This window comes from Lutimaribacter degradans, assembly GCF_023703375.1.
Classification (GTDB): domain Bacteria; phylum Pseudomonadota; class Alphaproteobacteria; order Rhodobacterales; family Rhodobacteraceae; genus Lutimaribacter; species Lutimaribacter degradans.
The window spans coordinates 101,030-114,765 of record NZ_JAMQGO010000012.1; the positions used below are offsets into that span (position 1 = coordinate 101,030).

Consider the following 13,736-nt stretch of genomic DNA (forward strand, 5'->3'; position numbering starts at 1 on the left):
AGAGCCGGCCCGGGCTTCAGAGTCGCGGGCCTTTTAAACATTCTTTCACCCACGCCACCCCGGGGACACCACCAAAGATGTCAATTTTCGACAAGATGCCCGGCCTGTTCTCTTCCGACATGGCCATCGACCTTGGCACCGCCAACACCCTTGTCTACGTCAAGGGGCGCGGTGTCATCCTGTCGGAGCCTTCGGTTGTGGCCTATCACGTCAAGGATGGTCAGAAAAAGGTTCTGGCCGTGGGTGAGGATGCCAAGCTGATGCTGGGCCGCACGCCCGGCAGCATCGAGGCGATCCGCCCCATGCGCGATGGCGTGATCGCCGATTTCGACGTGGCCGAAGAGATGATCAAGCATTTCATCCGCAAGGTTCACAAGCGGTCGACCTTTTCCAAGCCCAAGATCATCGTCTGCGTTCCGCATGGCGCGACCCCGGTGGAAAAGCGGGCCATCCGCCAATCGGTGTTGAGCGCGGGCGCGCGCCGGGCGGGCCTGATCGCCGAGCCCATCGCGGCGGCCATCGGCGCGGGCATGCCGATCACCGACCCCACGGGCAACATGGTTGTCGACATAGGTGGCGGCACGACCGAGGTTGCGGTGCTTTCGCTGGGCGATATTGTTTACGCGCGCTCGGTCCGGGTGGGCGGCGACCGCATGGACGAGGCGATCATCAACTACCTGCGCCGCCAGCAAAACCTGCTGGTGGGCGAATCCACCGCCGAGCGTATCAAGACCAGCATCGGCACCGCGCGCATGCCCGATGACGGGCGCGGCAGCAGCATGCAGATCCGCGGGCGCGACCTGCTGAACGGCGTGCCCAAGGAGACCGAGATTTCCCAGGCACAGGTTGCCGAGGCGCTGTCGGAGCCGGTGCAGCAGATCTGCGAAGCGGTGATGACCGCGCTTGAGGCCACGCCGCCCGACCTGGCGGCCGATATCGTCGACCGTGGCGTGATGCTGACCGGGGGTGGGGCGCTGTTGGGCGACCTGGACCTGGCGCTGCGCGAATCGACCGGCCTGGCCGTCAGCATCGCCGACGAGTCGCTCAATTGCGTGGCGCTGGGCACCGGCAAGGCGCTGGAATACGAAAAGCAGCTGCGCCACGCGATTGACTACGATAGCTGACGCGCCCACCTTTTGAACAAGGGGGTATCTTGGCGAAGGACCGGACCAGAGACGAGGATTATGTCGGTCCCCTGCGGCGGTTGCTGACAGGGGTTCTGATTCTGTGCCTGCTTGGGGTTTTCCTGGTGTGGCGAATCGACAGCCCACGCGTCGAGCGTATCCGCGCGCAGATCACCGACGCGGTGGTTCCGAATTTCGAATGGGTGCTGACACCCCTGACCGCCACGGTCAACCTGGCGCGCGATTTCCAAAGCTACCAGCGCGTGGTCGAGCAAAACCAGGAATTGCGCCGCGAATTGCAGCAGATGAAAGCCTGGAAAGAGGCGGCGTTGCAACTGGAACAGGAAAACGCCCGCCTGATGGACCTGAACAAGGTGCGGCTGAACCCGCGCCTGACCCATGTGACCGGCGTCGTTCTGGCCGATAGCGGCAGCCCCTTCCGGCAATCTGTGGTGCTGAACGTGGGCGCGCGCGACGGTATCGTGGATGGCTGGGCCACGATGGATGGCATCGGGTTGGTGGGGCGCATTTCGGGCGTGGGCGAAAATACCGCGCGCGTGATCCTGCTGACCGACAGCGCCAGCCGGATTCCCGCGATCATCCAGCCCTCGGGCCAACGCGCGCTGGTGCAGGGCGACAACACGGCAGCCCCGCCCATCAGTTTCGTGGAAAACCGCGATGTCGTGCGCCCGGGTGACCGCGTGGTGACCGCCGGTGATGGCGGGGTGTTTCCCGCCGGGCTGCTGATCGGCCAGGTGGCCGAAGACCCAGGCGGGCGGCTGCGGGTGCGGCTGGCGGCGGATTACGAGCGGCTGGAATTCCTGCGGGTGCTGCGCAACCCGGGCACCGAGGTTCTGACCGATCCGGGCGGGCTGGTTGTGCCGATGAACGAGGGCGCCGCCGTGCCGGTGAACGAAGGCGCCGCCGAGCCGATGAGCGAGGCCAACGCCGCCGGGTCAGCGAGTGCCGGCGATGAGTGATCCGTCTTCCTGGCGGCTCTGGTCCATGCGCGCGGCCTACCTGGGGCTGGGGCTTTTTCTGATCCTGTTGCAATTGATGCCGCTGGAATTCACGCCGCGCCGGCTGGCGCCGCCCGCTTACCTGCTGTGCCTGACCTTTGCCTGGGCGGTCCGGCGCCCGGAATACGTGCCGGCGCTGGCGATCGCGGTGCTGATGCTGCTGGCCGATTTCCTGTTTCAGCGTCCGCCCGGACTGGGCGCGGCGCTGGCGCTGGCGGGGGCCGAAACGCTCAAGCGTCAGACACGCAGCCTGCGCGACCAACCTTTCATGATGGAATGGGTCACCGTCGCCATCGTGCTGGCGGGCGTATTCTTGACCTACCGCCTGGCGGCCGCGCTGTTCGTCGTGCCGCAGCCGCCACTGTCGCTGGCGCTGATCCAGGTGCTGGGCTCGGTTCTGGTCTATCCCTTGGTGGTTCTGCTATCCTGGGCGGTGCTGGGGCTGCGCAAATCCACCCCCGGCGAGGTCGATACCCTGGGGAACCGGACATGAGGCGCAACCCGAAAGACAACCAGCACAGCGTGCGGCGCATGACGCGGCGGGCACTTATGCTGGGCGGCGCACAGGCGGCCTTTATCGGGGTGCTGGGGTTGCGGATGCGCCATCTTCAAGTCGAGCAGGCCGACCAGTTCCGCCTGCTGGCCGAGGAAAACCGCATCAACATCCGCCTGATCCCGCCGGCGCGCGGGCAGATATTCGACCGCAATGGCCGGGTGATCGCGGAAAACGTGCCGAGTTATCGCATCACAATGGTGCCCGAGGATACGGGCGACCCCGACCTGGTGCTGCGCCGCCTCGCCGCGCTGATCGATCTGGCCCCCGAGGATGTCGACCGTGTGCGCACCACCATCGACGAGGTGCGCGGCGACACGCCGGTGACCATCGTCGATCGCGTCTCGTGGGAGGATCTGTCGAAGGTTGCGGTGAACGGCCCCGCGTTGCCGGGAATCACCCCCGAAGTGGGGCTGAGCCGCCATTACCCGCGCGGTCTCGATTACGCCCACGTGGTTGGTCGGGTCGGCCCGGTCAGCAGTTTCGACCTTGAGCAGATCGAGAACCCAGACCCGTTGCTGCGCATCCCGCGCTTCCAGATCGGCAAGGTCGGGGTCGAGGCCAAGGCCGAAGAAATCCTGCGCGGGCGGGCCGGTATCAAGCGGGTCGAAGTCAACGCCGCGGGCCGGGTCATGCGCGAGCTTGACCGCCGCGAGGGCGAGGCCGGTGTGAACCTGCAACTGACCGTCGACAGCGCCCTGCAGGAATACACGCAGGCACGGCTGGCCACCGAAAGCGCCGCGGCGGTTGTCATGGATTGCGAAACCGGCGATCTGCTGGCCGTGGCCTCGGCCCCCAGCTATGACCCCAACCTTTTCGTGCGGGGTATCTCGTCGACCGATTACTCGGCGCTGATCGAGAACAAGTATCGCCCGCTGGTGCCCAAGACGGTGCAGGGGCTTTACCCGCCCGGATCGACCTTCAAGATGGTCACGGCGCTTGCCGCGCTCGAGGCGGGGATCGTCACGCCCGAGGACACGGTTTACTGCCCCGGCCATCTCGAAGTGTCCGACCGCCGCTTTCACTGCTGGAAACGCGCGGGCCACGGCAGCATGGATCTGCGCGATTCGCTTAGCCAAAGCTGCGATGTCTATTACTACGACCTTGCGCTGAAGGTCGGGATCGAGAAGATTTCCGACATGGCGCGGCGGTTGGGGCTTGGCGTTGCCTTTGACGTGCCGATGTCATCGGTCAAGGCGGGGGTTGCGCCCACCCGCGACTACAAGCGCGAACGGTTCGGCCAGGAATGGGTGATCGGCGATACGGTCAATGCGTCGATCGGGCAGGGCTTCGTTCTGGCTTCGCCGATGCAACTGGCGGTGATGAGTGCGCGGCTGGCCACCGGGCGGGCGGTGACGCCGCGGCTTATCAAGTCGATCGACGGGGTCGAGCAGCCCAGCGGCCACGGCGACGACCTGGGCCTTGATCCCGGCAACCTGCGCCAGGTGCGCCGGGCGATGTACGCGGTCAGCAATCACCGCCGCGGCACTGCCTATGGCAGCCGCATCCTGGCCGAAGGGTATCAAATGGCCGGCAAGACCGGCACCAGCCAGGTGCGCAACATCACCGCCGAAGAACGCCGGCGCGGGGTTACCCGCAACGAGGATCTGCCGTGGGATCGGCGCGATCACGCGCTGTTCGTCAATTTCGCGCCTTATGACGCACCCAAGATCGCCGTGGCCGTTGTCGTTGAACATGGCGGCGGTGGGTCAAGCGTGGCAGCCCCTGTCGCGCGCGACATCACCTTGCAGGCGCTGTATGGCGATACCCCCCCGCTCGAAGCCTACCCGGCCAGCGACCGCAGCCGCGCCAAGGCATTGCAGGACCGCCTGCAACGCGAGCGCGAGGCACGCGAACGCGAGGCGCAGAGCCGCGCATGAGCTATCTTGAATACACGGTAAAATATACGCCTGCCGGGCCGCGAAAGCTGCTTTACCTGAACTGGCCGGTGGCGCTTTTGCTGGCGGCGGTGGCGGCGATCGGGTTCCTGATGCTGTATTCGGTGGCGGGCGGGTCTTTCAGCCCCTGGGCCGAACCGCAGATGAAACGCTTTGGCGCCGGTTTCGTGCTGATGATCATCGTGGCGATGGTTCCCATCTGGTTCTGGCGCAACGTGGCGGCGGTGGCCTATGGCCTGTCGCTTGTGCTTTTGGTGGCGGTGGAACTCATAGGCGAGGTGGGCATGGGCGCGCAGCGCTGGATCGACCTCGGGTTCATGCGCCTGCAACCCTCGGAGGTGACCAAGATCACGCTGGTGATGCTGCTTGCCGCCTATTACGACTGGTTGCCGATGAAAAAGGTCTCGCATCCGTTGTGGGTGGCGCTGCCGGTATTTTTCGTCCTTTTGCCCACGGGGCTGGTGCTGGCCCAGCCCGACCTGGGCACCGCGCTTTTGCTGCTGGCGGCGGGTGGCGGCATCATGTTCCTTGCGGGCGTTCACTGGGCCTATTTCGCGGCCGTGATCACGGCGGGCGCGGGGCTGATCGTGGCGGTGTTCCAGTCGCGCGGCACATCTTGGCAATTGCTCAAGGATTACCAGTATCGCCGCATCGACACCTTTCTTGATCCGGGTCAGGATCCGCTGGATGCCGGGTATCACATCACCCAGTCCAAGATCGCGCTTGGCTCGGGTGGTTGGAGCGGCAAGGGGTTCATGCAGGGCACGCAAAGCCGTCTGAACTTCCTGCCCGAAAAGCACACCGATTTCATCTTTACCACGCTGGCCGAGGAGTTCGGTTTCGTCGGCGCGGTATCGTTGCTGGTGCTTTACACGCTGATCATCGTGTTTTGCGTCATTTCGGCCTTGAACAACCGCGACAGGTTTTCCTCGCTTCTGACGCTGGGTGTTGCCTTGACCTTTTTCCTGTTCTTTGCCGTGAACATGTCGATGGTCATGGGGCTGGCGCCGGTTGTGGGTGTGCCCTTGCCGCTGGTCAGTTATGGTGGCTCGGCGATGATGGTGCTGATGGCCGCGTTCGGCCTGATGCAAAGCGCCCATGTTCACAAACCGAGGTAATTCATGACAGTCAACGTGTTGTTCGCCGCCCGCGCGGAAAAGTGGGAAGACTACGAAGACCCGCTGAACGCGGCCCTTGAGGCCGCCGGGATCGAGGCCGACCTGCGCACCGAATTCTCGCCCGAGGTGGTCGATTACATTGTCTACGCGCCCAATTCCGACGTGCAGGATTTCACTCCCTACACGCGCTGCAAGGCCGTGCTGAACCTGTGGGCCGGGGTCGAGAACGTGGTGGGCAACGACACGCTGACCCAGCCTTTGTGCCGAATGGTCGATGATGAGGGGCTGACCCAGGGCATGGTCGAATGGGTGGTGGGCCACACGCTGCGGATGCACCTTGGAATGGACCTGCACATTCATGGCCAGGATGGCAAATGGCGCAGCTATTCACCGCCGGTGGCACAGGAACGGCCGGTCACGATCCTGGGGCTGGGCGCGCTGGGGCGGGCCTGCGGGCAGGCGCTGGCGGGGCTGGGCTTTCCGGTGACGGGCTGGAGCCGGACGCAAAAGCAGATTGATGGTATCAGGTGTCTTTCGGGTGACGCGGGCCTGGCCGAGGCGTTGCAGGGCGCGCAGATCGTGGTGCTGCTTTTGCCGCACACGCCGGAGACCGAGAATATCCTGAACGGCGAAACGCTGGCCATGTTGCCGCGCGGTGCGATGATCCTGAACCCGGGGCGTGGCACGCTGATCGACGATTCCGCGCTGCTGGCGGCGCTGGAAGAAGGCCATATCGGCCACGCCGTTCTCGATACTTTCCGCAAGGAGCCGCTGCCGGTGATGCATCCCTACTGGGCGCATGAAAAGGTGACGGTAACACCGCATATCGCCTCGACCACGCGGCCCGACACCGCCGCACGGGTGATCGCCGAGAACATCCGCCGCGGCGAAGCGGGCGAGCCGTTCCTGCACGTGGTCGACCGCGACGCGGGGTACTGAGGATGGGCGCGGCGGGCGAATGCCCGGCCTACCGCGCCGTTGCCCTGCGTGGTTTCCCGTAGAGCGGGCATTTGCCCGCAGCCCCCTCGGGGTGTCAGCGCAGTTTCGGTGGCTTGTCGGGGTCTGAGCCGGGGGCGACATGTTCCACGCGGGGCGGCTCGGGCGCGGCAGGAATGTCGAGCCGCATGCCGTAAGCCTCGATCGTGGGCAGGCGCGGGTCGTCGGGCGCGATGAACACCACGTCCAGCGCCCCGGCCTCGATGCCCGAGAAGGTCAGGGCCTCGGACACGGTCTTGGCCAGCGGCGCCTGGGTGCGCTCTTGGGCGCCAAGAATAGCCAGCATATGCGCCCGCGCGCCGCTGTCATATTCGGCCTCGACCAGGAACGCCGCCCGCGCCAGGCCCGCCGCGCGGGTCAGGCGGCTGGCCAGCGCATCCAGCACCGCCTCGGGCAACCGGCCCGGCGCATGGATGGCGACCACGCGGGCCTGCGTTTCCTGCGGCGCCGTGCCCAACGTTTCGACTAGCCAGTCAAGCGCCTCGGCCGGGACCAGGAAGGATGTCGGCCCCGCCTCGAGGTTCACGCCCAGCCCGATGCCCTGCGGCGCCAGCATGCCTGCCAGAACCCGGCCCGAAATCGCCGCGTAGGGGGCCGGCCCGCCGGTGAAATGGCCCATGCGGTCTTCGGCATCGAAGGCCACGACGAATGTCTGCTCGCCCAGCTCGAACAGGTCGGGCGCGATCTGGTCGCCCCTTGGTTCTTCGCGCAGGACGAGGAACAGCTCGGTATCGGCCAGCACCTCGTAATAGCGTGCGCGGGCCAGGGCGTCGTCGGGCGCGGCCTCCATCGCGTGAAATGCGCGATCCAGCGGGGTTTGCGGGTCAGTCTCCATCCAGCACCTTTCGGACCCGGGCGCGCAGCGGCGGCAGCAGGTCGGTTTCGAACCAGGGGTTGCGTTTGAGCCAAGCGGTATTGCGCCAGGACGGGTGCGGCAAGGGGAAAAGCCCCGGCGCGTGGTCGCGCCAGCCCGCCACCGTGTCGGTGACCGGGGCGCGCGTGCCCAGGTGCCAGCGATGCGCATGGCCGCCCACCAGCACCGTCAGGCGAATATCGCGCAGGGCGGACATGACCTCGGCGTGCCAGTGGCGCGCGCAGATGGGCGGCGGGGGCAGGTCGCTGCCCCTGGCATCGTAGCCGGGAAAGCAGAAGGCCATGGGCACGATGGCCACGCGCGACATGTCGTAGAACTCTGCCTCGGTCATGCCCAGCCAGTCACGCAGCCGCGTGCCCGAAGGGTCATCGAATGGCTTGCCCGACTTGTGCACGCGCATCCCCGGCGCCTGCCCCGCGATCAGCAGCCGTGCCCCGGTGCGAAACCAGGCAACCGGGCGCGGCGCATGGGCCGTTTGCGTGGCGGCAAACCGGTCGGCGCAGAGGCGGCAGGCGCGGATACGGTCGGGCAGGGAGGTGAGGTCGGGCTTGGCGGTGGTCATGGCATGGGATATGGCGAGTCATGCTGTCCTATCAACATATCTACCACGCGGGAAACCCCGCGGACGTGCACAAGCACACCGCGCTGGCGGCAATGCTTGCCTACATGACGCGCAAGGACAAGCCGCTCAGCTATATCGAAACGCATGGCGGGCGGGGCCTGTATCAACTCGACAGCGCCGAGGCGCACAAGACGGGCGAGGCAGCGGCGGGCATCGACGCGGTCGAGGCTGCACGGGCACTGGCAGGCAGCCCCTATCGCAAGAGCCTGGCCGATGTGCGGGCCGCGCACGGGCCGCGCGCCTACCCCGGCTCGCCCCTTATTGCCGCGCGTTTCCTGCGCCCGGGCGATGCGGGCCACGTGGCCGAGCTGCACCCGCAAGAGCATGACGCGCTGCAACAGGCGCTTGCCGGCACGGGGCTGCGCGTGCATCGGCAGGACGGGTTCGAGATGGCGCAGGCGATCTGCCCGCCCACGCCGCGCCGCGGGCTGATGCTGATCGACCCCAGCTACGAGGTGAAAGCCGAGTATGGCACGATACCCGGCCAGGTTGCCAAGCTGCACCGCAAGTGGAATGTCGGCGTGATCGCGCTTTGGTATCCCGTGCTGACCGGCGGCGTGCATGGCCCGATGCTGGCCGCGCTGGAGGCGCAGGGCCTGCCCGGGGTGCTGAGGCACGAAATCCGGTTTCCTCCGGTGCGCGCGGGGCATCGCATGGTGGGCTCGGGGGTGTTCGTGGTGAACGCGCCCTGGGGCCTTGCCGAGGCATTGACCGAGGTGGCACGGTTCTACCAAGGGTGAGCGGTATCGCGCGTGCCGCGCGATGGAGGTCTTGCGCCGCGGCTGGCGCCGCGCCGCGGTGGGCGAGGGGCGCTGCCCCTCGCGCTCCCCGGGGTATTTGCGGCAAGAGGAAGCGTGAAACGTGAAAGGGGCCGCCAGCCGGCAGCCCCTTGCAAGGTCGCGCGGGTCGAGTCAGCTGACGTCGCGGTAGCTGATTTGCTTGCGGTCCTCGCCCACTTTGCCGCGCCGCACAAGCAGGCGGTTGAGCGCGTTGATATAGGCCTTGGCCGAGGCGACGACCGTGTCGGTATCGGCGGACTGGCCGGTGGCAATGTTGCCGTCTTCCTCGAGCCGGACGCTGACGGTGGCCTGGGCATCGGTGCCCTCGGTCACGGCGTGAACCTGGTAGAGTTGGAGATGCGCGTCGTTCGGGTGCAGCTCACGCACGGCCTTGAAGGTGGCATCGACCGGGCCGTCGCCCTGCTGGGTGGCGGTCTTTTCTTCGCCGTCGACCTCCATCACCAGCGTGGCCTCGGCCGGGCCGCCTGTGCCGCAGCTGACGCGCAGCGATTTCAGTTGCAGCGCGTCATTGGCCGCATCCTCGCCCGCGTGGACAAGCGCCAGGAGGTCTTCGTCATAGACCTCTTTCTTGCGGTCGGCGAGATCCTTGAACCGCACGAACACGTCCTTGAGCTGGTTGTCGGCCAGGTCAACGCCGAGCTCCTTGAGCTTGGCGCGCAGCGCGGCGCGACCCGAATGCTTGCCCAGCGGCAACGAGGTGCCCGCAAGGCCGATATCCTCGGGGCGCATGATCTCGAAATTCTCGCGGTTCTTCAGCATCCCGTCCTGGTGGATGCCCGATTCATGGGCAAAGGCGTTCTTGCCGACGATGGCCTTGTTGAACTGCACGGCAAAGCCGCTGGCGCTGGCCACCCGGCGCGAGATGTTCATGATGCGGGCGGTGTCGATGCCGGTGAACCAGGGCATGATGTCGTGGCGTGTCTTGATGGCCATCACCACCTCTTCGAGCGCGGTGTTGCCCGCGCGTTCGCCCAGACCGTTGACCGTGCATTCGATCTGCCGTGCGCCGCCGGCCACGGCGGCCAGGCTGTTGGCCGTGGCCAGGCCCAGGTCGTTGTGGCAATGGGTGGCAAAGATGATTTCATCGGCGCCGGGAACGGTGTCGATCAGCCCGCGAATGATGCGCGCGCTTTCGCCGGGATCGGCATACCCCACCGTGTCGGGGATGTTGACCGTGGTGGCGCCCGCCTTGATCGCGATTTCCACCACGCGGCAGAGGTAATCCCATTCGGTGCGGGTGGCATCCATCGGCGACCATTGCACGTTGTCGCACAGGTTGCGCGCGTGGCTGACCGTTTCGTGGATGCGCTCGGCCATCTCGTCCTGGGTCAGGTTGGGGATCTGGCGATGCAGGGGCGACGTGCCGATGAAGGTGTGGATGCGTGGCTGGGTGGCGTTTTTCACCGCGTCCCAGCAACGGTCGATATCGGTCGGGTTGGCGCGGGCCAGCCCGCAGATGACCGCGTTTTTCGACCGTTGGGCGATCTCGCTCACGGCGCGGAAATCGCCCTCGGAGGCGATGGGAAAACCGGCCTCGATGATGTCGACGCCCATGTCGTCGAGCAACTCGGCGATTTCCAGCTTTTCGGCATGGGTCATGGTGGCGCCGGGCGATTGCTCGCCGTCGCGCAGGGTTGTGTCGAAGATCAGGACACGATCTTTATCGGTGGCTTGGGTCATGGTGTATCTCTTTGAATATGGTGTCTGCTAAGGCGTCGTGGCGCGAAACGGGCTACCCTCTGAGCGGTCGCGCCGGGACGGCACGCTCAGAGGCGGCTTAGCAGAAGCAGGCCACGCAGCAATGCCGCGCCGGTGGCGCGGGGAGCGAGCGTGATATGGGCCTGCATGGTCATACCCGCAGTTATACCGCCCCGGAATCAAATTAAAAGCGCGAATTTCCGGGTCAGGGCGCAGAAATTCTTGCGCGGGCCGTTGCTGCGGGCGGGGGCGCCTCTATCTCCGGGGCATGAAACAGGCATTGGTTATCGGCGCGTCGGGCGGCATTGGCGCTGCCATGGTGAAAGAGCTTGAGGCGCGCGGATACGCCGTGACCGCCCGGTCGCGTCGCCATGATGGGCTGGACGTGACGGATGCGGCAGCCGTTTCACGGGTAATGGGCGCGCTTGAGGGGCCGTTCGACCTGATTTTCGTAGCGGTCGGCACGCTGGCGGCCGGGCGGGCACCGGAAAAAGCCCTGAAGCAGGTCACGCCCGCGCAGATGGCCCGCGTGATGGCGGTGAACGCCATCGGCCCGGCGCTGGTCCTGGCGCATGCAGAGCGGCTGTTGCCGCGGCAGGGCCGGTCGGTTGTCGGGGTGCTGTCGGCGCGGGTGGGCTCGATCGGGGATAACCGTATGGGGGGCTGGTATTCCTATCGTGCATCCAAGGCGGCGTTGAACCAGCTCGTGCATGGTGCCGCGATCGAGATTGGCCGCAAGCGTCAAGAGGCAGTGGTGGCCGCGCTGCACCCCGGCACCGTCGCGACCGGGTTCACCGCCGATTACCCGGGGCATGACAAGGTCGGCCCCGAGGTGGCGGCAGCCCGCCTTGCCGACGTGATGGAACGGCTCGGGTCCGCGCAATCGGGCGGGTTCTACGATTACGCCGGGCGGGAGATTCCCTGGTGACACGGTTGGTGCTGGTGCTGGGCGACCAGCTGACGCCGGATGTCGCGGCCCTGCGCGCGGCAGACAAGGCGCGTGACGTGGTGGTGATGGCCGAGGTCGGCGAAGAGGGGCGTTACGTGCCCCACCATCCGAAAAAGATCGCGTTGATCCTGTCGGCCATGCGCCATTTCGCACAAGAGCTGGAGCGTGACGGCTGGAGCGTGGCCTATACCCGGCTGGATGATCCAGAGAACGCCGGAACGATCACCGGCGAATTGTTGCGCCGCGCCGAGGAACACGGCGCAACCGACGTGATCGCCACCCGCCCCGGCGAATGGCGGCTTGTCGCGGCGCTCGATGGCCTGCCGATCCCCGTGCAGATGCACGAGGATGACCGCTTTGTCTGTTCGCATCGTGAATTCGAGGCCTGGGCCGAGGGCCGCAAGCAATTGCGGATGGAGTATTTCTATCGCCAGATGCGCCGCAAGACCGGGCTGATGATGGACGGTGACAGCCCCGTGGGCGGCAAGTGGAATTTCGACCACGACAACCGCAAGCCCGCGCAGGATGACATGCTGCGCGCCGCGCCCATGCAGTTCACCCCCGACGCCATCACCGGCGACGTGCTGGATCTGGTCGAGGCGCGGTTCGGGCAGCATTTCGGGCAGTTGCGCCAGTTCTGGTTCGCGGTCACGCGCGAACAGGCGCGGCGCGCGCTTGATCACTTCGCGCGGCACTTGCTGGCCGGGTTCGGCGACTACCAGGACGCCATGCTGCGCGGTGACAGGTTCCTGCATCACTCGGTCCTGTCGCCCTATCTGAACATCGGCCTGCTTTCGCCGCTGGAAATCTGCGAACGGGTGGAGCGCGAATGGCGCGCGGGCCGCGTGCCGATCAACGCGGCCGAGGGGTATATCCGGCAGGTCATCGGCTGGCGTGAATACATGCGTGGCATCTATTTTCGCGAAGGCCCCGATTACCCGCGCCGCAACGCGTTGAACCACCAGCGCGCGCTGCCCGGTCTCTACTGGGGTGGCGAGACCGGGATGGAATGTTTGAAGCGGGCGGTCGAACAGACCGGGGCCGAAGGCTATGCCCACCACATCCAGCGCCTCATGGTGACGGGAAATTTCGCGCTGCTGGCCGGGGTGAACCCGACCGAGCTGCATGAATGGTACCTGGCCGTCTACGCAGACGCGTTCGAATGGGTCGAAGCCCCGAACACCGTCGGCATGAGCCAGTTTGCCGATGGCGGGATCGTCGGGTCGAAGCCATACGTGTCCTCGGGCAACTACATCGACAAGATGTCGGATTACTGCGGGGCCTGCGCGTATTCGGTGAAGAAAAAGACGGGGCAGGGGGCCTGCCCGTTCAACCTGCTGTATTGGCATTTCCTGCTGCGCCACCGCGAGAGGTTCGAGAAAAACCCGCGCATGGCGCAGATGTACCGGACCTGGGACAGGATGCACGAGGACAAGCGCGAGACCGTGATTTCCGAGGCCGATGATTTTCTTGACCGGCTGAACCGGGGCGAGCCGGTCTGACCACGCTGCATGGCCCGGTGGTCTTGACCGCGGAAGGTTTGACAGCAAACCGTCGCGGAGCAACCGGGTTCAGTCGGGAGCACGGGACAAGACTGGGCTTTGTTATGGCAGCGTTGGCGAGTGTTCTTGGCCCAAAACAGGCTTTCAACTCTCCGCTGGTATCTGCGGTAGCTTGTCTTCGCTGCGATGTGCGCGAACTGGAAAGATGGGTGAAGAAGCGGGCATCGACCCAATGCCTGCTTTATGGCGTCTTTGGGCGATTGGCAGCGGTACTACAGAGTTATTGATTCGAGATAGCGTCGCGGATGATTTTCCGCATTTCGGCTCGGGGGATCAGTTGTGCGCTTCTTCCAATTCGAACCGTCAAGGCACGAAATTTTTGTGTGTCGGATTGGGCGACGAAGTTTCGGCCAGCACACGAGGCCAAAAGCCGATTTATGGTTTCAAGCTCTCTTTTTTCAGGAGGCCTTCGATGTCCATGCAATAGGGTCAGGACCCATTGATTTCTGCGAGGCGGCGTGATTCACGGTTCGAAAAACGAGCGGTGAACATGTCTGATCTCTTCTGGTTGACCGACGCCCAG

The 13,736-nt window shown here is 65.6% G+C and carries 13 protein-coding genes; 10 read left to right on the forward strand and 3 right to left on the reverse strand.

Annotated features, from left to right (window positions below; genetic code table 11):
- Positions 1–77: 77 nt before the first annotated feature.
- The 6 genes from M8744_RS15320 to M8744_RS15345 are packed head-to-tail and all read left to right on the forward strand — an operon-like array spanning position 78 to position 6,651.
- Positions 78–1,124: a rod shape-determining protein gene (locus tag M8744_RS15320; RefSeq protein WP_251419355.1), complete on the forward strand. Its 1,047-nt coding sequence runs from the start codon at positions 78–80 to the stop codon at positions 1,122–1,124.
- A 29-nt stretch (positions 1,125–1,153) separates the two neighbouring features.
- Positions 1,154–2,104, forward strand: coding sequence for a rod shape-determining protein MreC (gene mreC, locus M8744_RS15325; protein WP_251419356.1), 951 nt, complete (start codon positions 1,154–1,156; stop codon positions 2,102–2,104).
- Positions 2,097–2,636 (forward strand): rod shape-determining protein MreD, encoded by a 540-nt coding sequence (locus M8744_RS15330; protein ID WP_251419358.1) that lies wholly within the window; start codon positions 2,097–2,099, stop codon positions 2,634–2,636. The genes mreC and M8744_RS15330 overlap by 8 nt, the downstream gene beginning before the upstream one ends.
- Complete coding sequence (gene mrdA / locus M8744_RS15335) at positions 2,633–4,576, forward strand: penicillin-binding protein 2 (RefSeq protein WP_251419360.1); 1,944 nt, start codon at positions 2,633–2,635, stop codon at positions 4,574–4,576. Before M8744_RS15330 ends, mrdA begins: the two co-directional genes overlap by 4 nt.
- On the forward strand, positions 4,573–5,712 hold the full coding sequence (gene rodA, locus M8744_RS15340; RefSeq protein ID WP_251419362.1) for a rod shape-determining protein RodA: 1,140 nt from the start codon (positions 4,573–4,575) through the stop codon (positions 5,710–5,712). Before mrdA ends, rodA begins: the two co-directional genes overlap by 4 nt.
- Positions 5,713–5,715: 3 nt before the next feature.
- Positions 5,716–6,651, forward strand: coding sequence for a 2-hydroxyacid dehydrogenase (locus tag M8744_RS15345; protein WP_251419364.1), 936 nt, complete (start codon positions 5,716–5,718; stop codon positions 6,649–6,651).
- 94 nt (positions 6,652–6,745) lie between these two features.
- On the opposite strand, the gene M8744_RS15350 is transcribed toward M8744_RS15345, so the two are convergent.
- Positions 6,746–7,543 (reverse strand): SseB family protein, encoded by a 798-nt coding sequence (locus M8744_RS15350; protein WP_251419366.1) that lies wholly within the window; start codon positions 7,541–7,543, stop codon positions 6,746–6,748.
- Positions 7,533–8,144 carry a uracil-DNA glycosylase family protein gene (locus M8744_RS15355; protein ID WP_251419368.1) on the reverse strand — a complete coding sequence of 204 codons (612 nt, stop codon included), beginning with the start codon at positions 8,142–8,144 and terminating at the stop codon, positions 7,533–7,535. Before M8744_RS15355 ends, M8744_RS15350 begins: the two co-directional genes overlap by 11 nt.
- A gap of 20 nt (positions 8,145–8,164) precedes the next feature.
- On the opposite strand from M8744_RS15355, the gene M8744_RS15360 reads away from it, so the two are divergent.
- Positions 8,165–8,944: a 23S rRNA (adenine(2030)-N(6))-methyltransferase RlmJ gene (locus M8744_RS15360; protein WP_251419370.1), complete on the forward strand. Its 780-nt coding sequence runs from the start codon at positions 8,165–8,167 to the stop codon at positions 8,942–8,944.
- Between the two features lie 171 nt (positions 8,945–9,115).
- Here the strand turns inward: M8744_RS15360 and M8744_RS15365 are convergent, their stop codons facing one another.
- Entirely contained in the window at positions 9,116–10,684 is a 1,569-nt protein-coding gene (locus M8744_RS15365; RefSeq protein WP_251419373.1) for a 2-isopropylmalate synthase, read from the reverse strand.
- A 286-nt stretch (positions 10,685–10,970) separates the two neighbouring features.
- Between M8744_RS15365 and M8744_RS15370 the strand changes: the two genes are divergently transcribed.
- The 3 genes from M8744_RS15370 (at position 10,971) to M8744_RS15380 (ending at position 13,640) form a co-directional block, all read left to right on the forward strand.
- The gene (locus tag M8744_RS15370) at positions 10,971–11,630 is read left to right on the forward strand and encodes an SDR family NAD(P)-dependent oxidoreductase (RefSeq protein ID WP_251419376.1); all 660 of its coding nucleotides are present in this window, start codon (positions 10,971–10,973) and stop codon (positions 11,628–11,630) included.
- On the forward strand, positions 11,624–13,153 hold the full coding sequence (locus M8744_RS15375; protein WP_256474319.1) for a cryptochrome/photolyase family protein: 1,530 nt from the start codon (positions 11,624–11,626) through the stop codon (positions 13,151–13,153). Before M8744_RS15370 ends, M8744_RS15375 begins: the two co-directional genes overlap by 7 nt.
- A gap of 205 nt (positions 13,154–13,358) precedes the next feature.
- Positions 13,359–13,640: a hypothetical protein gene (locus M8744_RS15380; RefSeq protein WP_251419380.1), complete on the forward strand. Its 282-nt coding sequence runs from the start codon at positions 13,359–13,361 to the stop codon at positions 13,638–13,640.
- The last annotated feature ends 96 nt before the right edge of the window (positions 13,641–13,736 follow it).

Coding starts and splice junctions, on each gene's coding strand:
- M8744_RS15370 (WP_251419376.1), top strand. CDS start 10,971: ATGAAACAGGCATTGGTTATCGGCGCGTCGGGCGGCATTGGCGCTGCC.
- mrdA (WP_251419360.1), top strand. CDS start 2,633: ATGAGGCGCAACCCGAAAGACAACCAGCACAGCGTGCGGCGCATGACG.
- M8744_RS15365 (WP_251419373.1), bottom strand. CDS start 10,684: ATGACCCAAGCCACCGATAAAGATCGTGTCCTGATCTTCGACACAACC.
- M8744_RS15330 (WP_251419358.1), top strand. CDS start 2,097: ATGAGTGATCCGTCTTCCTGGCGGCTCTGGTCCATGCGCGCGGCCTAC.
- M8744_RS15345 (WP_251419364.1), top strand. CDS start 5,716: ATGACAGTCAACGTGTTGTTCGCCGCCCGCGCGGAAAAGTGGGAAGAC.
- M8744_RS15350 (WP_251419366.1), bottom strand. CDS start 7,543: ATGGAGACTGACCCGCAAACCCCGCTGGATCGCGCATTTCACGCGATG.
- rodA (WP_251419362.1), top strand. CDS start 4,573: ATGAGCTATCTTGAATACACGGTAAAATATACGCCTGCCGGGCCGCGA.
- M8744_RS15360 (WP_251419370.1), top strand. CDS start 8,165: ATGCTGTCCTATCAACATATCTACCACGCGGGAAACCCCGCGGACGTG.
- M8744_RS15380 (WP_251419380.1), top strand. CDS start 13,359: ATGGGTGAAGAAGCGGGCATCGACCCAATGCCTGCTTTATGGCGTCTT.
- M8744_RS15320 (WP_251419355.1), top strand. CDS start 78: ATGTCAATTTTCGACAAGATGCCCGGCCTGTTCTCTTCCGACATGGCC.
- M8744_RS15355 (WP_251419368.1), bottom strand. CDS start 8,144: ATGACCACCGCCAAGCCCGACCTCACCTCCCTGCCCGACCGTATCCGC.